Source organism: Pseudomonas sp. FP2300, assembly GCF_030687595.1.
Classification (GTDB): Bacteria; Pseudomonadota; Gammaproteobacteria; order Pseudomonadales; family Pseudomonadaceae; genus Aquipseudomonas; species Aquipseudomonas bijieensis.
The window spans coordinates 2,758,768-2,779,782 of the sequence record NZ_CP117440.1 but is presented as its reverse complement, the minus strand read 5'-3'; the positions used below and the strand labels follow the sequence as shown (position 1 = coordinate 2,779,782).

Below are 21,015 nucleotides of genomic sequence, written 5' to 3'. Positions count from 1 at the left end.
GTGCCATTATTTTTATCGAAACCGGACGACTGGTCCTCAAGACTGCGTCGGCTATGCAGATAACCAGTTATTCGCAAATAACCTGTTGGCAACACTGTTCAAGGACCGAACCATGACGTCGTATTCTCACGGTCATCCCCTTTCCCAATCAAAACCACGCATCCTCTGGAGTGCTGTGCTAGTGGCCATTGCCGCGAGCATTGGCGTGCTGGCGCTCAATGGTGCGAGTGGGCAAAACATCGGTTTGAGCGTGGCGATCCTGGCCTTGGGCGTCGGTGCTGGCGTATGGGGTGCGCGTTCGCAACGCCAGCAGTTCGACAGCGCCCTGGCCGCCGCCATGGCCCACCACGACCTGCAAGGCAGCGAGCAGCTGGCCCATAAAACCCACGCACAACTCAACGAAGTCATTCTCGGGGCCATGCCGATCTGGGCCAAGCAGGTCGAAAGCTCCCGGCAACAGACCGAAACCGCAATCGTCTCCCTGACCAGCCGCTTCACCGGCATTTCGTCACGCCTGGAAGACACCGTGCAGGCTTCGCAACTGGCCGCCGGTGAACTGGCCGGCAGCAGCAGTGGCGGCGCCGTGCAGGTACTGGCCCAGAGCGAAGGTGAACTGGTCAAGGTCATCGACTCGCTGAAAGCCACCCAGGCCAGCCGCGATGAAACCCTGGCCCAGGTGCGTAACCTGACGGCCTATACCGGCGAGCTGCGGACCATGGCCGCCGATGTCGCGGCGATTGCCGCACAGACCAACCTGCTGGCGCTCAACGCCGCCATCGAAGCCGCCCGTGCCGGCGAAGCCGGGCGTGGCTTTGCCGTGGTGGCCGACGCCGTGCGCAGCCTGTCGAGCAAGTCCAGCGAGACCGGCCAGCAGATGTCGGCCAAGGTCGACATCATCAACACCGCCATCACCCAACTGGTCCATGCCGCGTCCAGCGGAGCCGACCAGGACAGCCATTCGGTCAGTGCCTCCGAGCAAAGCATCCAGCAGGTGCTGGAGCGCTTCAAGAGTGTCACCGGCCGGTTGGCCGACTCGGCCGACATGCTGCAGCGGGAAAGCTTCGGCATTCGCGATGAACTCACCGAAGTGCTGGTCAGCCTGCAATTCCAGGATCGGGTCAGCCAGATCCTCAGCCACGTGCGCGACAACATCGAGGACCTGCATGTGCACCTGCATCAGGCCAGTCAGTCGCCCGACCAGGCCGTCTCCATCGATGCCCGCCAATGGCTGGCGCGCATGGAGACCACTTACGCCACCGACGAGCAACGCCGCAACCACCACGGCGACTCGAGTGCGCAACAGGTTTCACAGGAAATAACCTTCTTTTAGGAGAGCCTTTCATGGCTAAAAGTGTATTGGTTGTCGACGACTCCGCGAGCGTTCGGCAGGTGGTCGGCATCGCGTTGAAAAGTGCCGGCTATGACGTGATCGAGGCGAGCGATGGCAAGGATGCGCTGGGCAAGCTCAATGGCCAGAAAGTGCACCTGATCATCAGTGACGTGAACATGCCCAACATGGACGGCATCACCTTCGTCAAGGAGGTCAAGAAGCTGGCCAGCTACAAGTTCACGCCAATCATCATGCTGACCACCGAATCCCAGGAATCGAAGAAACAGGAAGGCCAGGCCGCCGGGGCCAAGGCCTGGGTGGTCAAGCCGTTCCAGCCGGCGCAGATGCTGGCAGCGGTATCCAAGCTGATTCTTCCCTGATGACCGGAGGCTCCAATGCCGTTGCACTACGAAACACAGGATGACACCGCCCAGGTGCACATCGACGGCGAGCTGACGATCTACACCGCCGCCGACCTGGCCGCGCAATGGTTACCGCACCTGGGCGCAACACCGCGAATGGCCCTCGATCTGTCGCAGATCACCGAGATGGACGGGGCCGGCCTGCAACTACTGCTGATGGTGCAGCGCGAGGCGTCCCGGGCCGGGACCCAGCTGACACTGACCGGCCAAAGCAAGGCCGTTACGCAAACACTTGCCCTGTGCAACCTGGTTGCCTAGGGCTGCAATACGTCGGACACGACAAAGGATATGAGCGTGAGCATCAATCTGGATCAGGCACAGCAGACCTTCATCGTCGAGGCACGGGAACAGTTGCAAGCGATGGAAGAGTCGCTGCTGCAACTGGAAACCGACCCCGGCGACGACGACGCCATCGGCGCGATCTTTCGGGCGGCCCACACCATCAAGGGCTCGGCCGGGCTGTTCGGCCTGGAACCGATCGTCAGCTTCACCCACATCGTCGAAGACGTGCTCGATCGCCTGCGCAACGGCAGCGTCGAGGTGGACGCCGGCCTGATCGCGGTGCTGCTCAAGTCCAGCGATCACATGCTGGAACTGATCAACGTGGCCGCCAACCAGGGTGGAGCGCTGCCGCCACCGGCCCTGCAGCGGGAAGTGGAACTGTGCCAGATCCTGCAGGAGTACCAGGCGCCCTCGCCCGCTGCGGCCCCGACGCCTGCCCATGAAACCGCAACCAGCGAACCCGGCGAAACACGGCTCTGGCACATTTCCCTGCGCTTCGGCCACGACGTGTTCCGCAACGGCATGGACCCGCTGTCATTCCTGCGTTATCTGCAAACCCTGGGTGAAATCGTCGACATCGTCACCTTGACCGACGCCCTGCCCGCCGCCGACGCCTGGGACGCCGAGTCCTGCTACCTGGGCTTCGACATCGAGTTTCGCTCCGCCGCCAGCCATGGGGCGATCAACGAAGTGTTCGACTTCGTCCGGGAAGACTGCGTGATCGAGATCGTTGCCCTGGATGACGACGTCGCCCCCCAAGCCAACACTGGCATGGTGACCACATCGCCGGAACCGGCCGAGGAAACCACCGCGTTGGTCGCCACCGGCGAGTTGCTGTCCGACCAGCGCAAGACGCCGCGCATGCCCGCCCAGATCGCCACCGACAAACAGGCGGTGACCAGTGACAGCAAGGCCAAGGACGGCACCTATGTACGGGTCAATGCCGACAAGCTCGACGAGCTGATCAACCTGGTGGGGGAACTGGTCATCGCCAGCGCCGGCGCCAGCCTGCTGGCCCGCACCTGCCACAACGACCCGTTGCAGGAAGCCACCTCATCCGTGTCCGGGCTGGTGGAAGAAATTCTCGACGGCGCCCTGCGCCTGCGCATGATCCCCATCGGCGAAACCTTCAACCGTTTCCGTCGGGTGGTGCGCGATGTCAGTCAGGAACTGGGCAAGGACATCGACCTGATCATCAGCGGTGCGGAGACCGAGCTGGACAAGACCGTGGTGGAAAAAATCGGCGACCCGCTCATGCACCTGCTGCGCAACGCCATGGACCACGGCATCGAAACCGCCGAGGCGCGGCGGGCGGCGGGCAAACCGGCCAAGGGGCATTTGCACCTCAACGCCTATCACGACTCGGGCAGTATCGTGCTGGAGATCGCCGACGACGGTGCCGGCCTGAACCGCGACCGGATCCTTGAAAAAGCCCAGGAGCGTGGCCTGGTGACGCCGGGGGCCAGCCCCACCGACCAGGAAATCTACAACCTGATCTTCGAGCCCGGCTTCTCCACCGCCCAGGCCGTGACCAACCTTTCGGGGCGCGGCGTGGGCATGGACGTGGTCAAGCGCAACATCACCCTGCTACGCGGCACCGTCGACCTGGACAGCCAACCTGGCAAGGGCACCGTGGTGCGCATCCGCCTGCCGCTGACCCTGGCGATCATCAACGGTTTTCTGGTGGGCATCGGTCAGTCGACCTACGTCATTCCGCTGGACATGGTCCAGGAATGCATCGAGCTGAGCGAAGACGATGGACTCGCCAGCCGCGAACAAGGCTACCTCGACCTGCGCGGCGAGGTGTTGCCGCTGGTTTACCTGCGCGATCACTTCAGCCATGAAGGCCCGGCCGCGCGCCGGCAGAACGTGGTGGTGGTGCGCTACGCCGAACTCAAGGCCGGGCTGGTGGTGGATGACTTGCTGGGTGAATTCCAGACCGTGATCAAGCCGCTGGGCAAGCTGTTCGGCGCCCTTCGCGGCATCAGCGGCTCGACCATCCTGGGCAGCGGCGCCGTGGCGTTGATTCTCGACGTGCCGGCGCTGCTCACCCAGATCGCCCAAGTGGAAAACCGCTACACCCCAACTCAATTACAACAAGCCAACGCTCGCTGACGCTTTAGCAATTCCATGGAGAGGTACTTCCCAATGAAATGGTTCTACGACCTGAGAATCGCCACCAAACTGATCACTTCATTTCTTGTGGTGCTGGCGCTGACAGCCGTCATGGGAGTGTTCTCGATTATCCAACTGGGCCAGGTGAACGACACCGCCCTTGAAATCCGCGAAAACTGGATGCCCTCCATGCGCGCGGCCTCGGGCATGCGCTTCTTTGGCGCAAGCTACCGCCTCAAGGAAAATCGCCACATTACCGCCGACTCCGAGCCGGAGCGCGCGACCCTTGAACAGGAAGCCGACGAAGCCAAAAAGGCATTCGAAACTCGCTTGGCGACGTATGAAAAACTGTTGTCCAACGCCGAAGACCGCCAGTTGTTCGAAACCACCCGCAACGACTGGAACACTTACCTGACCATCAGCAAAGACCTGCTCGCGCTGTCTCGGCAAAACCTGACCGAGCAGGCCCACGCGCTGCTCAAGGGCGAGTCGAAGCGTCAGTTCGACCTGGTGACCTCCGACTTGCAAAAACTGGTGGAACTCAATGACGCCGGTGCGGGCGCCGCCAGCGAGAAAGGCACCGCACTGTATGAAAAAGCGCGCCTGTCGATCATCGTGGTACTGGTTGCCGCCTTGCTGGCGGGCCTGGGCCTGGCGCTGTTCATTTCGCGCATCATCTCCCGCCCATTGAGACAGGCCGCAACCGTCGCCGAGCAATTGGCCGAAGGCAACCTGAACGCGAAAATCGAAGGCGGCTCCAAGGACGAAACCGGCATGGTGCTCAACGCCATGCAGAACATGGTCGGCAAGCTCTCGCACATCATCGGTGAAGTGCGCAACGCCGCGGATAACCTGGCCAGTGCTTCGGAACAAGTCAGCGCCACTGCGCAATCCATGAGCCAGGCCACCAGCGAACAGGCGGCCAGCGTCGAGGAAACCAGTGCGTCCATCGAGCAGATGAGCGCCAGCATCAACCAGAACACCGAGAACGCCAAAGTCACCGACGGCATGGCCAGCAAGGCTGCCAAGGAAGCCACCGACGGCGGCGAATCGGTGCAGCAGACCGTGGTGGCGATGAAAAAAATCGCCCAGCGCATCAGCATCATCGACGACATCGCCTACCAGACCAACTTGCTGGCGCTCAACGCGGCCATCGAAGCGGCCCGCGCCGGCGAACACGGCAAAGGCTTCGCCGTCGTCGCCGCTGAAGTGCGCAAACTGGCCGAACGCAGCCAGGTCGCGGCCCAGGAAATCGGCGAGCTGTCGTCCAGCAGCGTCGATATGGCGGAAAAGGCCGGGAACCTGCTCAACGAGATGGTCCCTTCGATCAACAAGACGTCGGACCTGGTGCAGGAAATCAGCGCCGCCTCCGAAGAACAGGCCGCTGGCGTGGCGCAGATCAACACCGCCATGACCCAACTCAACCAGGTGACCCAGCAAAACGCCTCCAGCAGCGAAGAACTGGCCGCCACCGCCGAGGAAATGAGCAGCCAGGCCGAACAGCTGCAACAGGCCATGAGCTTCTTCACCCTGGACACGCCGCCGAAATCGGCCAGCCAGCCCTTGAAGGTGGACAACACGCCGGGGCCGTCCAGCCGCAAGCCGGCTCGAGCTGCCGTGCCTGCGCTCCCCAAGGCCTTTGCCTACAGCATGGCCAGCGCTCCGGACGAATCCGAATTCACCCGGTTCTGACGGTCCGTTCCCACAGGCTCGCTTAAAGGAGATAAAGGCATGGGCGCCATCGCGACCACACGTCAAACCGCCATCGCGGTCGAGGAAGAAGCGCAGTACCTGACGTTTATGCTCGGCACGGAGATGTTTGCCATCGGCATCCTGTGCATCAAGGAAATCATCGAATACGGCAACCTCACCGTGGTGCCGATGATGCCGGCCTTCGTGCGCGGGGTGATCAACCTGCGGGGCGCAGTGGTGCCGGTTGTGGACCTGTCGGCCCGTTTCGGCCGACCGAACTCGGCGATCAGTCGGCGCAGTTGCGTGGTGATCATCGAGGCGGCCAGTGCGGACGGCCAGGCCCAGGACATTGGCTTGCTGGTGGACACGGTCTCGGCGATCCTGGAAATCCCGGCCTCGCAGATCGAGCCGCCACCGAGCTTCGGGGCGAAGATCCGCGCCGATTTCATCAGTGGCATGGCCAAGGTCGATGGCAAGTTCGTCATCGTGCTGGAGGTGGATCGCGTACTGTCCATCGACGAAATGTCCCAACTCGCAGAAACCAGCCCGAACGCGCTGGAAGTGGATGCCCAGTGAACGCCGATACCTGCAAGGAACGCACGGTGAATTCACTGGCGCTCAGTGACCGCGAGTTCGGTCAGTTCCAGTCCTGGCTGTACCAGGCCGCCGGCATCAGCCTGTCCGAAGCCAAGAAAGCCCTGGTGGCCGGGCGTTTGTTCAAGCGCCTCAAGCACTATGGGCTGGACAGCTACGGCGAGTATTTCAAGCTGATCATGAACGGCCAGCGCACCGATGAATTGCAGGTGGCGCTGGACCTACTCACCACCAATGAGACCTATTTTTTCCGCGAACCCAAGCATTTCGATTTCCTGCGCCAACACGTGCTGCCCCACGCGACACCGGGCAAGACCTTTCGCTTGTGGAGCGCGGCCAGCTCATCGGGCGAAGAGCCCTACAGCCTGGCCATGACCTTGGCCGAAGGATTGGGCACCACGCCTTGGGAGGTCATCGGTTCAGACATCAGCAGCCAGGTGCTGGCCAAGGCACGCTCAGGGCACTACCCAATGGAACGCGCCAGCAACCTGCCCCATCCGCTGCTGGTGAAGTACTGTCTCAAGGGCACTGGCAGCCAGCAAGGCACGTTCCTCATCGACCGGGCGTTGCGTAACCGGGTCCACTTTATCCAGGTCAACCTCAACGACACCTTGCCGGAGCTGGGGGAGTTCGACGTGATTTTCCTGCGTAATGTCATGATCTATTTCGACCAACCCACCAAAAGCCGAGTGGTCGCCCGCTTGATCCCCCGGCTCAAGCCCGGCGGCTATTTTATCGTGAGCCATTCGGAGAGCCTCAACGGCGTGTCCGATGCGTTGAAACTCGTATCGCCTTCGATTTATCGCAAACCATGAGCGTCGCGATGAGGGAAGTGGCCGAGATGTACCTGGCGCCGGGGGAGTTTCGCTTCGCCACCTGCCCGACCCGGCTGCGTACCATCCTCGGTTCTTGCGTGGCGATCACGCTGTGGCATCCCGAACGCAGGATCGGCGGCATGTGCCACTTCATGTTGCCCAGTCGGATGCGCTGCTCCAAGGCGCTCAATGGCATGTACGCCGACGAAGCCATCGAACTGTTCCTGCGCCAGGCAAAGGCCCATCACACTGAACCCGAGGACTATCAGCTCAAGCTGTTCGGCGGCGGCGAAATGTTCCCTGAACTGCAACGCCACGTGCCCTACGGCGATGTGGCGCGGATGAACGTCAATGCCGCGCTGGAAATCGCCGCCCTCTATCGCCTGGACCTGATCGCCCAGGACATGGGCAGCACCGGCCACCGCAGCATCATCTTCGACCTTTGCAGCGGCGATGTGTGGGTCAGGCACCAACCGATAAGGACCCGGCATTAACCATGTCAAAAAAGATCAATGTACTGCTGGTGGATGACTCCGCCGTGGTTCGCCAGGTGTTGCTGGCAATCCTCAGCGACACGCCGGACATCCACGTCATGGGCGCGGCGTCCGACCCGATTTTCGCCATGGACAAATTGGCCAAGGAATGGCCCGACGTCATCGTGCTGGACGTGGAAATGCCGCGCATGGACGGCATCACCTTCCTGAAGAAAATCATGAGCGAGCGCCCGACACCAGTGGTGATCTGCTCGTCCCTGACGCCCCGGGGCGCGGAAACCACCTTGCAGGCGATGGCCGCCGGCGCGGTGGAAATCATCACCAAGCCCACCACCGGCCTGAAGAACTTTCTATTGGAATCGGCGCCGGAACTGGTGGCGGCGATCCGCGCCGCCGCCCAGGTCAATGTGCGCAACCTGGGCAAGCGCCCTGCCCCGACCGCACTGACGCCGGCCACCAAACTCACCGCCGACGCCATGCTGCCCGCCGCCAACGGCCACGCCATGGCGCAGACCACCGAACGAATCGTCGCCCTGGGCACTTCCACTGGCGGCACCCAGGCCCTGGAAGCGGTGCTCACCGCCCTGCCACGGGTGTGCCCGGGCATCGTCATCGTCCAGCACATGCCGGAAAAATTCACCGCCTCGTTCGCCGCCAGGCTTAACAGCCTGTGCCAGATCGAAGTGCGCGAAGCCCGCAACAACGACCGCATCCACCCCGGCCTGGCGCTCATCGCCCCCGGTGGCAAACACATGATGGTGACCCGCAGCGGGGCGTTCTACCACGTGCAGGTGGTGGACGGCCCACTGGTCAACCGCCACCGTCCTTCAGTGGATGTGCTGTTCCGCTCCGTGGCCAAATTCGCCGGCCGCAACGCCACCGGCATCATCATGACCGGCATGGGCGACGACGGTGCCCGTGGACTGAAGGAAATGCTCGACGCCGGCAGCAGCACCGTGGCCCAGGACGAAGCCAGCTGCGTGGTCTTCGGCATGCCCAAGGAAGCGATCAAACTCAACGCCGCACAGCGGGTGATGGGGTTGCAAGAGATTGCGCAGGTGATTTTGCATAAGTAAGGAGCTGAGGACTGTTCCCCCGATCCACACAGAACTCATTGTGGGAGCAAGACTTGCCCGCGATGGCATTGGCACATTCAACATGAATGCAAGCTGACCCACCGCTATCGCGAGCAAGCTTTGCTCCCACAAATAAATCCCCTTGCCACAAAAACAGTTGAGTTCACATCCATTCGCCCGACACACCAATCACCTGTGGCGAGGGGATTTATCCCCGCTGGCTGCGAAGCAGCCCAAGAGGCTTGCAGCTGATCGACCGGTGGATCGGGGGATGAGCTTTAGGGCTGCTTCGCTGCCAACGGGGATAAATCCCCTCGCCACAGGGTTCGCTTCAGTATTGGGTTGCCTTGTCTGTGGGCCGGTGGCTACACCGGCGAAATCGTCGCCAGCACGCCGATCAAAAGAGTCAGGGCCAAAAACCCACCTAGAAAAATCGCCATCTTCGCCATGAGCACTCCTGAAGCAAAAAATTGCAGTACACGGGCGGTCTGATAGGCAAACCGCGTGGTTATTCTGGGCTGGGGATTGGGTTCATTACAGAGGCAGCTGTAACAGCAAAATACAGATCAGACGAAAAACCTAGCCCTCGCCGCGCAGCTTTTTGTGAGCCAATCTGGCCTGCGCGACTCCGGTTTTCTACATGGTTTTTCATCGACGCTGAATCACCACGTCGCGGGTACTCATAGGAAAAAGAAGTTGCCTCATCTCAAAATCATCGACTTTTTGCAATCACACCACTCATGTACTGATTTAAATCGCGCAAGCTCTCAACCCCCCAGGCGTGCGGCGGTAGTTTTATACCATTCTCTCGCAAAGTTCTTGGAATCAAGTCTCCATTTGGACGAAGTATTATCGAGGACACGATTACACCCGGATAATCATTCAGCCGCTTCTTGAAAACGGACGTTGTAAGATCAGGCGTGGGAGGATTGCTTTTATTAGCCAACGGCCCTGTTCCCTTGAGATCCGCTCCATGGCACATGGCACATCTTTGCAAATAGAGTTTTTTCCCATTGGCATTATCGGCGAGGGATAACGATGTTTGAATGAGCGATAACATTCCTAGCGAAACGATGAATAATTTTTTCATTTTCGTTTTCATGTGGCCTTGGTGTAAAAATCAGATCTGAATCAGGGGCAGCAGACGCTTGAGCAAAGCCTGCGACCGTGGTTAGAAGTCGGCATTCTCTCTTCGGGAGGCCCTTGCTTGCAAGGATCGTCCAGAAAGGCCAATGAACAATTTCGGCTAGAACCAAGGGACCTTAAACCAAGGGAACTTACCCTCCGATATACCAAAGTATATTTCCATGTCCCAAGGCATTCTGGCGATCTTCGAAGACGCCTCTTAATCTAGCCGGACATTTAACGCGCCAGGTCGAGCACACTTTAATTTCATGACTTCCAATGACTGCTGGCGAGGTCGCAGCCCTGGCTTTTAATCGTGTAAACAGAGGTGTTCAATGCGCCCTTCGTTCCCTGCGCCGGCACTTACTTCCCTGAGAAACAGGGAGCAAGCCGCAACCACTTCCTGGTGGGCGGATATTGCGCTATTCAGCATTCTGCTGCTCTTGGCGGCGTTTATAGTGTATGGCCTCGATCAAATGAGCCAGCCCCTCGGCGCCCTTGATTCCTCGCCGTTGTCCCTGGATCTGGTCCACCTGCCGGAATACACCTTGCGCACCACTCTGCGCATGTTCATTGCCTTGTTCGCTTCGTTTGTTTTTTCCTTGGTCGTCGCCACGCTGGCCGCAAAAAGCCGCAAGGCGGCAATCGTTATCCTGCCCGCGTTGGATATTCTCCAATCGGTGCCAGTACTTGGGTTCCTCACGTTTACCGTCGTGTTCTTCATGGGGCTCTTCCCCGGCAAGGAAACGGGCGTGGAATGCGCGGCCATCTTCGCCATCTTCACCAGCCAGGTCTGGAACATGACCTTCAGTTTCTATCAATCGTTGAGAACTGTGCCCAACGATCTTTACGACGTCAGCCGACAGTTCTCGTTTTCCCCATGGCAACGCTTCATCAGGCTGGAGCTGCCCTTCGCCACGCCGGGCCTGGTGTGGAACATGATGATGTCGATGTCGGGCGGCTGGTTTTTCGTGGTCGCTTCCGAGGCCATCACCGTCGGCGATACCACCGTCAGCCTGCCAGGTATCGGCTCATGGCTGGCACTGGCAATCGAGCAGCAAAATATCGCCGCGATTGCCTGGGCAGTGCTGGCCATGGTCGGGGTGATCATTGCGTATGACCTGCTGTTTTTCCGGCCGATCGTCGCCTGGGCGGACAGGTTTCGCTTCGAACAGACCGCCTCCCAGAAGCGCCCACGGTCCAGGGTCTACGACCTGCTGCGTTCGACGCGTCTTGTGCCCTGGGTGCTGCAAGCACTGGCCGGCATCAAGACTTCGTTATTCCTGGACAAACTTCCCCGGATGCCTCGGATCGGGTTCAAGAGCAGTGCCCGCTTCAACCGTGCATCTGACTTGATCTGGATCGCCCTGGTCATCGCGGCCTGTATGGCTGGCATCCTGCAACTGTCGCGCTTCATTGGCAGCACCCTGGGTTTGGAGGACTTGATCAGCACCTTTGGCCTGGGCCTGGCCACCCTGCTGCGAGTCGCCGTGCTGATCGTCCTGGCCAGCGTGCTTTGGGTGCCCATCGGTGTCTGGATCGGCTTGAACCCGCGCTGGGCCGAGCGCTTGCAGCCCGTCGCACAGCTGCTGGCGGCGTTCCCGGCCAACGTCCTGTTTCCGTTTGCGGTGATCGCCATCGTCGCCCTGAAGCTCAACCCGGATATCTGGCTGTCGCCGCTGATGGTGTTGGGCACCCAGTGGTACATCCTGTTCAACGTGATCGCCGGAGCCAGCGCGTTGCCCACCGATTTGCGCGAGGCGGCGCGCAGCTTCCACGTGCGCGGCTGGCAGTGGTGGCGCCAATTCGCCCTGCCCGGCATTTTCCCCTACTACATCACCGGCGCCCTCACCGCAGCGGGCGGCTCGTGGAACGCCAGCATCGTCGCCGAGGCGGTTTCCTGGGGCAACGAGCATCTCTACGCCTCCGGGCTGGGGTCCTATATCGCCCAGGCCACCGCGGCGGGGGATCTGCAACGGGTGGCGCTGGGGGTTTCGGTCATGTCGATTTTCGTGGTGGGTTTCAACCGGTTGCTATGGCGTCCGCTGTACGGTTTTGCCGAGCGTCGGCTTCGAATTGATTGAGGGTCAAGCAATGGAAGTGATAGACAAGCGTTGCCTCGTCGACGTGCAGCAACTGGGACACGTCTATGGCACGGCGGGCGGTGCCGAGCGAGTAGTGTTGGACAACGTCTGCATGCGCCTGGACGACGGGGAAATCGTCGGCCTGCTGGGGCGTTCGGGGTCTGGGAAGTCGACCCTGCTGCGCTCCATCGCGGGCCTGATTTCACCCACCACCGGCATGGTTGATTTTCCGGCCAACGCTCAAGGGGTTTCGAGCTCGGTACGCATGGTATTCCAGAGTTTCGCCCTGTTCCCCTGGCTGACCGTACTGCAGAACGTCGAGATCGGCCTCGAGGCCCTGGACGTGGCGGCCCCGGAGCGCCGGCGTCGGGCCTTGGCCGCCATCGACATGATCGGTCTCGATGGTTTCGAAAGCGCTTTCCCGAAAGAATTGTCCGGCGGTATGCGCCAACGCGTCGGCCTGGCCCGGGCCCTGGTGGTCGCCCCGGATGTGCTGTTGATGGACGAGCCGTTCTCCGCGCTCGACGTATTGACCGCCGAAACCCTGCGCACTGACCTGCTGGATTTGTGGGGCGAAGGACGGATGCCGATCAAATCGATATTGATGGTCACCCATAACATCGAAGAAGCCGTACTGATGTGTGATCGGATCCTGATTTTTTCCTCCAACCCGGGACGGGTCATGCAAGAAATCAGCGTGGACCTGCGTCAGCCGCGCAATCGCACGGACCCGGCCTTCCAAGCCTTGGTCGAACACATCTATGTACAAATGGCAGGGGGAACGAACGTCGGTTCACCACGCCAGGGCATGTTTGCCGGCACCGGCACGGGCATGGTCTTGCCGGCGATTTCCACCAACGCCCTGGCCGGGCTGATCGAGGCGGTGCAGGCTCAGCCGTTTGCCGGCCAGGCGGATCTGCGCGAGCTCGCCGGAGTGTTACGCTACACCGCCAGTGATTTGTTTCCGGTGGCTGAGGTACTGCAACTCATGCGTTTGGCCGACATGCAGGACGGCCACATAACGCTGCTGCCGGCCGGGCAACGCTACGCCGATTCAACAGTGGATGAGCGCAAGCAACTGTTTGCCCAGCACCTGCTTAAATACGTGCCGCTGGTGGGTCATATCCGCAGGGTGCTGGACGAGCGCCCTACCCGCACGGCACCGGCCAGGCGTTTCCGCGATCAACTGGAAGATTTCATGTCCGAGCACGACGCCGCCCATACCCTGGATTGCGTCACGCAATGGGGACGCTACGCCGAGTTGTTCGCCTATGACGAAGTGGCCGATCTGTTCAGCCTCGACAATCCATCCTGAGTGGGCGGTATAAACTGCGTGGATCAGGCCCAAGCGTTGGAGCGATGCGAGATGAACACCCCATGAGAAGCACCCGGATGACGCTTCGCCTGCTGCTGTTACTGGGCTTGGCGCTGGGCATTGCCGCGATCGATACCGTCACCGATCTGGAAATTGCGGTCGGGGTGTTCCAGATCGCCGTGGTGCTGATCGCCGTGCGGATCCTGCCGACGCGGGCGGTGGCCGGCGTCTCGATCGTCTGCATGATTTTGACGATCCTGAGTTATCGGTTCACCCGTTTTGGCGACACCGAGGCCGGACTGATCAATGTCTTGATCAGCCTTGCGGCGATCGCCGGCACGACGTATCTGGCGCTGCGCCTGTCCGCCGCGATCCGTACGGTGCATCAGACCCGCGCCCACCTGGCGCACATCACCCGCATCAACATGCTCGGCGAACTCGCCGCCTCGATTGCCCATGAAGTCAACCAGCCATTGGCTGCGGTGGCCACCAGCAGTGGCGCCTGCCTGCGCTGGATGGCCACCGAGCCGCCCAACCTGATCAAAGCCCAGCAAGCGCTGGAGCGGATCATCGCCGACACCCACCGGGCCAGCGACATCATTGCCCGCTTGCGCGGCATGGCTCGGCATCAAGCGCCGACCAAGCAATGGCTGAACGTCGCTGACACGCTCAACGCCGCGCTGCGGCTGTTGGCGGGAGAGCTGAACGAACAGAACGTCACCTTGCGCGTGCATGTCGAGGAAGGCCTGCCGCCGATGCTCGCCGATGAGGTGCAGATCCAACAAGTCATCCTCAACCTGGCGATGAACGCGGTCGAGGCGATGCGCCAGGTAGACCTCGAGCGTCGGATCCTGCAATTTGATGTGGCGCTGGAGTCACGCCAGCAACTGCTGTTTTCGGTTTCCGACCAGGGCAGCGGTCTGTCGGCAAGTGATCGCGAGCGAGTGTTCGAGGCCTTCTACAGCACCAAGCGGGATGGCATGGGCATGGGGTTGGCGATCAGCCGTTCAATCATCGAAGCCCATGACGGTCGTCTCTGGGCCTCAAGCGACCCACAGACCGGCGCGACTTTCCACTTCACCCTGCCAGCCGTCACAAGGGAATCCGATGAGCCAAACTGACGTTCACGACCCGGCCGAATCGATGATCTACATCGTCGACGATGACAGCTCAGTGCGCGAATCGCTGCAAGACCTGTTGGCCTCCGTAGGCCTGGCGAGCCGGGCATTCGGCTCGGCCCGCGAGTTCATGGACGCCGATCTGCCGGATGTCCCGGCGTGCCTGATCCTCGATGTGCGGATGCCGGGTTTGAGCGGGCTGGATTTCCAACAGGAAATGACCCGATTGAATATTCGCGTCCCGGTTGTGTTCATCACCGCCCATGGCGACATCCCCATGTCGGTCAAAGCCATGAAGGCCGGGGCCCTCGAATTCTTGACCAAGCCATTCCGTGAACAGGACCTGCTCGATGCAATCAGCCTGGGCCTGGGCCGTGACAAGGAACGGCGCAAGGCCTCGGCGCTGGTCGACGACTTGAAACGCCGTCATGCCGGGCTGACTGACGGCGAACGCGAGGTGATGGAGTTAGTCGTGTCAGGGCTGCTGAACAAACAGGTGGCCGGCCAACTGGGTTTGAGCGAAGTGACCGTGAAAGTGCGCCGCGGGTCGTTGATGCGCAAGATGAATGCGGACTCGTTGGCAACGCTGGTGAAGATGTCGGAAAAACTCAAGGAAGCAGATCGCTAGCGGCCCCTGATCACGGCTATCATTGCCGTTCGCCCAGTTGACGGGCGATGTCGCAGCCCCCCTCAAGGACTCAGGTATGACTCTTCTGCCGTCACGCTCCACCCTCTTCGTCTCCAGCCTCCTGCTAAGTTCCCTGTGCTTTGCCGAAGGCGAGCCGACGGACGGCAGCCTCATCAAGGACTCGACCAAAGCAGCCGTCTCAACGTTCATTACTGCCGGCAAAAACCTGCTTGGCGGTGTCAGCGAGGGCGTGCTCGATGGCCGCGAGTCGGCCCAAGGCACCGATGGCGCCGCGATCATTTCCTCCGGCGAGCAAATGAAAGACCGCATCGCCGTTGAAGTGTTGAAGCTCGAACCCAGCGACGATAACGTCAGCATTACCCTCGGTTTCAAGAACAGCACCGACACCCAACTGCGCGTGGTCAACCTCGGCCAGACCGGCGTGCTGCTGGCCATTGACCAGGCGGGTTACTCCAACCGCCTCACCGGCCTGGAAAACCCGGATGAAGTCACCATTCCGCCGAAGACCGCCGTGCGGCAGAAATTCGTGTTCGAAGGCATGAATGAGGCGGTCAGCACCGTACGGGTGTGGGGGCAGGATTACCCGGTCAAGAAATAGTGCGCCGGGCAGCCGAAAACATTGGCGGCGTGCTCCAAGGCCTTGGCATATGGGATTTCAGGCATCGATCTGTCCTCACGATATAAAACGAAGCTGAGCATGCCGGATACCACACGGAGCACCGAGGCAACGCCAGATCGTAAGTGCGGTACTTCCGAAGGCCAACCCTAAAAAGTTGTCAGAGATTTCCTCGACTTTCCCCAAAGTGATCACCTGTCCGTAGGACAGGGTTTCGTGGCACTCCGTGTGGCGACAACATCCAACGTCATTGCCCATATACACGACAGAATCAACCAACTTTTGCCCCACTCCCCGGCTCAAGCCTCAACGCCAGCACGCTCATCAACACAATCACCGCCCCAACAACAACCATCATTGACGGGCGCTCGGCCAGCACCAAAGAAGCCATCAACATCGCCGTTGGCGGTATCAGGTAAAGCGCCATGGAGGCGCGGCTCACGTTGCTGTGCGCCAGCACATAAGCCCAAGCGAGGTACGCCAGCGCGCTGGGGAAAATACCGAGAACCAACATCGCCAGATTCACCGAAACCGGAGCCTGTCGCGCCGCGCTCGACATTCCTGGCGCGAAAATGAACAACAGGATCGTGCCCGACCAGACGGTGTAACAAACCAGGGTCAATCCGTCATAGCGATGGGAGTGGCGCTTTTGCAAAGTGAAATACAGGCTCCAGGACAGCGCCGCCAACAGGATCAATAGTCCATGGGCGTCCATGTCACCCAAGCCACGATCCCCCGCAACCACCACGCCGGCGCCAAGCAAGCCGCACAGTACACACCCCCACTGCCACCCGCCGACTCTTTCCTTGAAAACAAAACTCGCCAGTAACGTGCTGAACAAAGGCGTGGACTGGGCCAGCACACTGGCCGCCCCGGCACTGACGCCCCGCTGGCCGTAATTGAGGGCGATGTGATGCAGACTGACGGCAAAGAAACCCAACACCGCCAGCAATGGCAGATCCCTGATACGCGGCAGGGAAATGCCCTTCACCATCGCGACAAGAGCCATGAACGCCGAAGCAATGAGAAACCGCATCAATGCCAGTTGACCGGGCTCGTAAGCCTGCAAGCCGATGCGAATGCCAATCGGCGAATAGGCCCAGCAAAAAATCACGAACAGCGTCGCCAGAATAATTTTCGCACCAGGTTTGCTGGAAAAACCTTCAAACGGCACACAACGCGTTTCCATCTAGAGTTCCTGCTCACTGAGCGCCTGGCCTATTTGCCTGGAAGTATCGAAACCACCTCCCCTCAGCACAAGTGACTTAAACTCAGTTCATCATTCACTTTTGGTGAGCCATGGAACTGTCTCAACTGCGCATGCTCAAGACGGTCTGCGACACCGGCAGCATCGCCCGCGCTGCCGAAGTGCTGCACTGCGTACCGTCCAACATCACTGCACGCCTCAAGTCCCTGGAACGGGAGCTCGGCACGCCGTTGTTTTTCCGCGAGGGTCGCGGGCTGCGGGTCAGCCCTGCGGGCGAAGTGTTTCTGGAATACGCGACAAAAATACTGAACCTGACCGAAGAGGCCCGCCGCGCAGTAGCCCCCAGCCGCGCACCGAGCGGCCCGTTGCGCATTGGCGCGATCGAGTCCAGCGCCACGGGGCGCCTGCCCCAGTTGCTGGCCAGATACCACGCGCAGTACCCGCAAGTGTCATTGGAGCTGAGCACCGGCACCTGGGCGCAGTTGCTGGACGATATCCAGCATCATCGGCTCGACGGCGCGATCGTAGCGGTAGACATGGAACGGCCTGGACTCAAGCGAGCCGTGATGTACCGTGAAGACCTGATGCTCATCGCCTCCGAATCTCACGGCCCATTGCGCAGCGCCGCAGATTTGCAAGGCAAGGCAATCTTCATGTGGCCCACAGGCTGTCCGTACCGGTTAGCGCTGGAGCAATGGCTGCTGCGTCATGACCAAGTGCAACCGATCATCAGCATCGCCAGTTATGGCGCCATCGTCGGCTGCGTCAGTGCGGGTGCAGGTGTCTCGCTGGTGCCTCGGGGGATCTATGAACAATACCGCCAGGGGGCGGGTTGGACGGGGTATGAATTCCCTGAGTTGACGGGGATCGATAACCTTTTCTACTGGCATGAAAACGCTGGGAGGCATCCTGCCCGGGAGGCGTTTTTGGCGATGTTGCAGACGGAGTTCGAAGGCTAGCCGCATCACCCTCCCCTGTGGCGAGGGGATTTAGCGAAACGTCCTACCGTCCCCACTGGATTGCGAAGCAATCCCAAGATGCTGCTAGGTGATCGACTGCTAAATCGAGATGTAAGCTTTAGTCGCATGTAAGCCCAAACCGCAGGATGACAGGGAGTCCATTTTGGAATTAGCTCTTTAAGTGAGAGAGTCATGACAATGCTTGATAAACACGACGAGGATGCCGAACAGCAAGACGCCCCAACCGATAGCGCGCAATCCAGCAGCCTGCTTCGATCCTGAATCCTCTGAAGACTGCTCTATCCACTCAAAACCACAGACAAGTCGGGGTATCTGGCGCATATGAAATCCACGAATGCGCGGAACTTTGGAGGCGCAAGGCGTCTGGAGGTATGCAATACCCAAAGCGCGGGATTAGCCAACTGCCCCCTGGCTCGGCGAAATCGTCAGTAAAGCGTGCTCGCGATACGCCCTGGCAAGGCCTTGTCGTACGCGTCGCCATCCACTTTCGATGGGCAGATGCGCTTGAACACCTCGCCTGCGGTGGGCAGTGCGCTGCGTTCGATCTGCCGCGTCACATCCCACAGCCCCGCCCTGATCACAGCCCTGCTGCACTGGAAGTAAACGCTGGCTACGGTGATCTCCAGCACCGTTCGAGGGAGTTGCCCATTTACCGCGAACCGAGCCAACAGCGCTGGCTCGACCGATATCCTGGCCGTGCCGTTCACGCGCAAGGTTTCCCCTACGCCAGGCACAAGGAAGAGCAGTGCAACCCGGGGATCCTCGACGATATTGCGCAGCGAATCGATGCGGTTGTTGCCACGGCGGTCGGGCAAATACAGGGTCTTGCTGTCGTGGACATGAACGAACCCGTTCGCGTCGCCCCTAGGTGAGGCATCCAGCCCTCCAGGGCCTGAGGAAGCGAGGATCACAAAGGAAGCAGCCTCTATGAAGGGCTGGTAAACCGGATGAATATGGTCGACTTCCTTGAGAATCGAGGGCGCCGCGACGGGGCCGTAAAGGCTTTCCAGCGCTTGTGTGGTCGTGATGTAGGCGCTGCTGTCGTTATCGCGTTCCATGCTCATCTCCTCTGTAGATGTCTAAAAACCGCATTCAGGGATTGGATTTCATCCGGCCCTGGATCGCCGTGCGCAGGCAACCCCAGGCGACGACGCCGACGATCAATACCTCGGCGATGCCCACAAACAGGTTGAGTGAAAAGCTCAACGGTTGCTCGGCCCAGTAGAAGGTCGTCGAGCGATAGCCACCGACACGCAGCCGTCCGGCAAACAGAGCCGGAACCAATGCGATAACCTGGCTCAGCTCCAGCACAGCCAGGAAAGTGCCCACCAGCATGAGCAAGACGCGCGCGGGAATACCGAACTTCTCGGTCGGCTCAGGCGCCGGCGTAGCCCCCTTTCCTCGGCGCTGCCTGGCTTCCCTCACCGCCTTACCGCTGGTGGGCGCTGGGGCAGGCCTATAGGGTGCCTTCACACCAGGCGCCAACCCCTCGATGACCTCGGCGGGCACCGCCACGTTCAGGTAGTCGGCCAACTCGCGCAACCATAAGTCGGTGCGTTGACTTCCCGGCACGACCGGAACGTTGTCGGACGTCAAGCGGTGCGCAGTGCCGTCGCGCAGCATCAGCCACAGCTGGGTGTGGGCTCGCTCAGCCTGTGGACGGCGGCGTAGCTCGAGGTACTTGGCGGCATCGATCCGAAAGACCGACTGCACCCGCTCGCGGCGTCCAAAAAAGTTTCGAGTGAGGCGCTTGCCCTCACCGTCGACTCGCGACAACACCAAGGTCTCGCGGATGCCGGTGTAAACCAGCAGTAAAAGGCCAAGGGCAGGAATCAGCAGCAGCCCGAGAACAATCAGCAGAGAGGACAGCGGATCCGCGTCAGCCAACGGCGAGAGACCATCAGCCATCACAAATACGGCGAACGCCACCGGCAAGATGAAGGCCAACGCGCCCGTCAGCAGCACGAATATGCTCTGCACCAGGTTGCGCGAGTGGATGTGCAAGTCGTCCTGCGCGGTGCGCTCGAACCGATATCCAATCAATATGCAAGCCTCCTGGTGCGCCGCTTTCAGACCGTTCGAGGGCTGAGACAGGCGATTTGCATGCCGCAGGCCGGGATGGTGTTTGAGGGCGGAGAATACCTGATGTCGGGGGGCTTGGGGGGTGGGGCTGAGTTCGAAGGCTAGCCACACCACCCTCCCCTGTGGCGAGGGAATTTAGCGAAACGTCGCACCGCCCTCTGGCCGGCGAAGCCGACCGCAAACCAACACCACGGTCGATCTGTCGATGGTTTGAATAAGTCGATTCGACCCTGTCAGATCCCTCCGGCAAAAGACGATCACAGCTCCTACGAAGCTTTAGGAACCCATCACCTTCCCCGCCCAATCCGACAAAACCTATAGTGATGCCCATCGCTCAATGGCGATCAGGTTTGGCGACCTGAGGATCGGATCAGCCTTTTTAACCTGATCGGAGAAATCCCATGGAAAGATATGTCCCCATCACCGGCATCGACTGCACCCCCGCGTCCCTCCTCATTGATACCCAAGCCCCGCTGGACGTCCTGCACGCCACCGCCGATTACCGCATCCGTGTGGTGACTCAGGTACTGGAGAACATTGCATTCCGCTCTGAAATCACCAGCGATACGGTGGTGCTTTCGGACTTTGCACAGCTTTTGGTGATCGCGTTGCGAGATGGGTGTGATTTGCTGGAGGTGATTGGTCGGCGGCTTCAGGCGCAGGTTGAAAGTTGATAGCGCTTCGGGCGCATAAAGCGCCCGTTTCTGCTTATCTACCAGATAGGTTCTGCACGGACTTCCCCTGCGGCGTTAATTCGACCTTACCTGCCATTTGTATCGGACTTGACCACCTATGACCGGCAGAGAGTGGCTATGTGCAGACGTTCGTCAAAGTCTGCTTTCGGCCGATTCTGTTGAAAAAGTCGGTTTTCCCAAAGCGCTCGAATTTTGATGGATGAAAACACCTCTTTTGCACGCTGCTACGTGAAATCCGAGTCCTGAACCTTCTGCCCAAAACTCAGACTTCAATCTCAGGTGCGTACTTTTCTGCAGTGGAATTCGAAGCCGACTTTTTCAACA

General features: G+C 60.3%; 20 protein-coding genes and 1 pseudogene. 16 read left to right on the top strand and 5 right to left on the bottom strand.

Features of this window, described 5'->3' with window-relative positions:
* Positions 1-112 precede the first annotated feature (112 nt).
* The 9 genes from PSH86_RS12510 to PSH86_RS12470 are packed head-to-tail and all read left to right on the top strand — an operon-like array spanning position 113 to position 8,820.
* Positions 113-1,330 (top strand): methyl-accepting chemotaxis protein, encoded by a 1,218-nt coding sequence (locus PSH86_RS12510; RefSeq protein ID WP_176688116.1) that lies wholly within the window; start codon positions 113-115, stop codon positions 1,328-1,330.
* Between the two features lie 11 nt (positions 1,331-1,341).
* Positions 1,342-1,710 carry a response regulator gene (locus PSH86_RS12505; protein WP_003203044.1) on the top strand — a complete coding sequence of 123 codons (369 nt, stop codon included), beginning with the start codon at positions 1,342-1,344 and terminating at the stop codon, positions 1,708-1,710.
* 15 nt (positions 1,711-1,725) lie between these two features.
* Positions 1,726-2,010: a lipid asymmetry maintenance protein MlaB gene (locus PSH86_RS12500; protein ID WP_109755214.1), complete on the top strand. Its 285-nt coding sequence runs from the start codon at positions 1,726-1,728 to the stop codon at positions 2,008-2,010.
* A gap of 36 nt (positions 2,011-2,046) precedes the next feature.
* Positions 2,047-4,149 carry a chemotaxis protein CheA gene (locus PSH86_RS12495; protein ID WP_109755301.1) on the top strand — a complete coding sequence of 701 codons (2,103 nt, stop codon included), beginning with the start codon at positions 2,047-2,049 and terminating at the stop codon, positions 4,147-4,149.
* Positions 4,150-4,182: 33 nt separating this feature from the next.
* Positions 4,183-5,841: a methyl-accepting chemotaxis protein gene (locus PSH86_RS12490; RefSeq protein WP_109755215.1), complete on the top strand. Its 1,659-nt coding sequence runs from the start codon at positions 4,183-4,185 to the stop codon at positions 5,839-5,841.
* A gap of 39 nt (positions 5,842-5,880) precedes the next feature.
* Positions 5,881-6,417, top strand: a complete 537-nt coding sequence (locus PSH86_RS12485; protein ID WP_305490072.1) for a chemotaxis protein CheW — start codon at positions 5,881-5,883, stop codon at positions 6,415-6,417.
* A complete protein-coding gene (locus PSH86_RS12480; RefSeq protein ID WP_162893817.1) occupies positions 6,414-7,250 on the top strand; it encodes a protein-glutamate O-methyltransferase CheR in 837 nt (278 codons plus the stop codon). The genes PSH86_RS12485 and PSH86_RS12480 overlap by 4 nt, the downstream gene beginning before the upstream one ends.
* Entirely contained in the window at positions 7,247-7,744 is a 498-nt protein-coding gene (gene cheD / locus PSH86_RS12475; protein WP_109755217.1) for a chemoreceptor glutamine deamidase CheD, read from the top strand. Before PSH86_RS12480 ends, cheD begins: the two co-directional genes overlap by 4 nt.
* A gap of 2 nt (positions 7,745-7,746) precedes the next feature.
* Positions 7,747-8,820, top strand: coding sequence for a chemotaxis response regulator protein-glutamate methylesterase (locus PSH86_RS12470; protein ID WP_109755218.1), 1,074 nt, complete (start codon positions 7,747-7,749; stop codon positions 8,818-8,820).
* 712 nt (positions 8,821-9,532) lie between these two features.
* Here the strand turns inward: PSH86_RS12470 and PSH86_RS12465 are convergent.
* A complete protein-coding gene (locus PSH86_RS12465) occupies positions 9,533-9,910 on the bottom strand; it encodes a cytochrome c (protein WP_109755219.1) in 378 nt (125 codons plus the stop codon).
* Between the two features lie 370 nt (positions 9,911-10,280).
* On the opposite strand from PSH86_RS12465, the gene PSH86_RS12460 reads away from it, so the two are divergent.
* From PSH86_RS12460 to PSH86_RS12440, 5 genes are all read left to right on the top strand, one after another.
* Positions 10,281-12,029 (top strand): ABC transporter permease subunit, encoded by a 1,749-nt coding sequence (locus PSH86_RS12460; protein ID WP_305490068.1) that lies wholly within the window; start codon positions 10,281-10,283, stop codon positions 12,027-12,029.
* 10 nt (positions 12,030-12,039) lie between these two features.
* The gene (locus PSH86_RS12455) at positions 12,040-13,344 is read left to right on the top strand and encodes an AAA-associated domain-containing protein (RefSeq protein ID WP_109755221.1); all 1,305 of its coding nucleotides are present in this window, start codon (positions 12,040-12,042) and stop codon (positions 13,342-13,344) included.
* Positions 13,345-13,421: 77 nt separating this feature from the next.
* On the top strand, positions 13,422-14,465 hold the full coding sequence (locus PSH86_RS12450) for a sensor histidine kinase (protein ID WP_162893816.1): 1,044 nt from the start codon (positions 13,422-13,424) through the stop codon (positions 14,463-14,465).
* Positions 14,452-15,090: a response regulator transcription factor gene (locus PSH86_RS12445; RefSeq protein ID WP_305490067.1), complete on the top strand. Its 639-nt coding sequence runs from the start codon at positions 14,452-14,454 to the stop codon at positions 15,088-15,090. Before PSH86_RS12450 ends, PSH86_RS12445 begins: the two co-directional genes overlap by 14 nt.
* A gap of 76 nt (positions 15,091-15,166) precedes the next feature.
* Positions 15,167-15,709, top strand: a complete 543-nt coding sequence (locus PSH86_RS12440; RefSeq protein WP_305490065.1) for a hypothetical protein — start codon at positions 15,167-15,169, stop codon at positions 15,707-15,709.
* 289 nt (positions 15,710-15,998) lie between these two features.
* Here the strand turns inward: PSH86_RS12440 and PSH86_RS12435 are convergent, their stop codons facing one another.
* Positions 15,999-16,916: a DMT family transporter gene (locus tag PSH86_RS12435; protein ID WP_109755225.1), complete on the bottom strand. Its 918-nt coding sequence runs from the start codon at positions 16,914-16,916 to the stop codon at positions 15,999-16,001.
* Between the two features lie 110 nt (positions 16,917-17,026).
* On the opposite strand from PSH86_RS12435, the gene PSH86_RS12430 reads away from it, so the two are divergent.
* Positions 17,027-17,893, top strand: coding sequence for a LysR family transcriptional regulator (locus PSH86_RS12430; protein WP_305490063.1), 867 nt, complete (start codon positions 17,027-17,029; stop codon positions 17,891-17,893).
* Between the two features lie 299 nt (positions 17,894-18,192).
* Here PSH86_RS12430 and PSH86_RS12425 read toward each other — a convergent pair.
* The 3 genes and pseudogenes from PSH86_RS12425 to PSH86_RS12415 form a co-directional block, all read right to left on the bottom strand.
* Positions 18,193-18,327, bottom strand: a pseudogene (locus PSH86_RS12425) (LysR family transcriptional regulator); the annotation flags it as partial.
* 12 nt (positions 18,328-18,339) lie between these two features.
* Positions 18,340-18,972, bottom strand: a complete 633-nt coding sequence (locus PSH86_RS12420; RefSeq protein WP_025569623.1) for a pyridoxamine 5'-phosphate oxidase family protein — start codon at positions 18,970-18,972, stop codon at positions 18,340-18,342.
* A 34-nt stretch (positions 18,973-19,006) separates the two neighbouring features.
* A complete protein-coding gene (locus PSH86_RS12415) occupies positions 19,007-19,960 on the bottom strand; it encodes a hypothetical protein (protein ID WP_109755303.1) in 954 nt (317 codons plus the stop codon).
* 437 nt (positions 19,961-20,397) lie between these two features.
* Here PSH86_RS12415 and PSH86_RS12410 point away from each other — a divergent pair, with 437 nt between their 5' ends.
* Positions 20,398-20,670 (top strand): hypothetical protein, encoded by a 273-nt coding sequence (locus PSH86_RS12410; RefSeq protein WP_305490060.1) that lies wholly within the window; start codon positions 20,398-20,400, stop codon positions 20,668-20,670.
* Positions 20,671-21,015 lie beyond the last annotated feature (345 nt).

Coding starts and splice junctions, on each gene's coding strand:
- PSH86_RS12510 (WP_176688116.1), top strand. CDS start 113: ATGACGTCGTATTCTCACGGTCATCCCCTTTCCCAATCAAAACCACGC.
- PSH86_RS12505 (WP_003203044.1), top strand. CDS start 1,342: ATGGCTAAAAGTGTATTGGTTGTCGACGACTCCGCGAGCGTTCGGCAG.
- PSH86_RS12500 (WP_109755214.1), top strand. CDS start 1,726: ATGCCGTTGCACTACGAAACACAGGATGACACCGCCCAGGTGCACATC.
- PSH86_RS12490 (WP_109755215.1), top strand. CDS start 4,183: ATGAAATGGTTCTACGACCTGAGAATCGCCACCAAACTGATCACTTCA.
- PSH86_RS12485 (WP_305490072.1), top strand. CDS start 5,881: ATGGGCGCCATCGCGACCACACGTCAAACCGCCATCGCGGTCGAGGAA.
- cheD (WP_109755217.1), top strand. CDS start 7,247: ATGAGCGTCGCGATGAGGGAAGTGGCCGAGATGTACCTGGCGCCGGGG.
- PSH86_RS12470 (WP_109755218.1), top strand. CDS start 7,747: ATGTCAAAAAAGATCAATGTACTGCTGGTGGATGACTCCGCCGTGGTT.
- PSH86_RS12465 (WP_109755219.1), bottom strand. CDS start 9,910: ATGAAAAAATTATTCATCGTTTCGCTAGGAATGTTATCGCTCATTCAA.
- PSH86_RS12460 (WP_305490068.1), top strand. CDS start 10,281: ATGCGCCCTTCGTTCCCTGCGCCGGCACTTACTTCCCTGAGAAACAGG.
- PSH86_RS12455 (WP_109755221.1), top strand. CDS start 12,040: ATGGAAGTGATAGACAAGCGTTGCCTCGTCGACGTGCAGCAACTGGGA.
- PSH86_RS12450 (WP_162893816.1), top strand. CDS start 13,422: ATGACGCTTCGCCTGCTGCTGTTACTGGGCTTGGCGCTGGGCATTGCC.
- PSH86_RS12445 (WP_305490067.1), top strand. CDS start 14,452: ATGAGCCAAACTGACGTTCACGACCCGGCCGAATCGATGATCTACATC.
- PSH86_RS12440 (WP_305490065.1), top strand. CDS start 15,167: ATGACTCTTCTGCCGTCACGCTCCACCCTCTTCGTCTCCAGCCTCCTG.
- PSH86_RS12435 (WP_109755225.1), bottom strand. CDS start 16,916: ATGGAAACGCGTTGTGTGCCGTTTGAAGGTTTTTCCAGCAAACCTGGT.
- PSH86_RS12430 (WP_305490063.1), top strand. CDS start 17,027: ATGGAACTGTCTCAACTGCGCATGCTCAAGACGGTCTGCGACACCGGC.
- PSH86_RS12420 (WP_025569623.1), bottom strand. CDS start 18,972: ATGGAACGCGATAACGACAGCAGCGCCTACATCACGACCACACAAGCG.
- PSH86_RS12410 (WP_305490060.1), top strand. CDS start 20,398: ATGGAAAGATATGTCCCCATCACCGGCATCGACTGCACCCCCGCGTCC.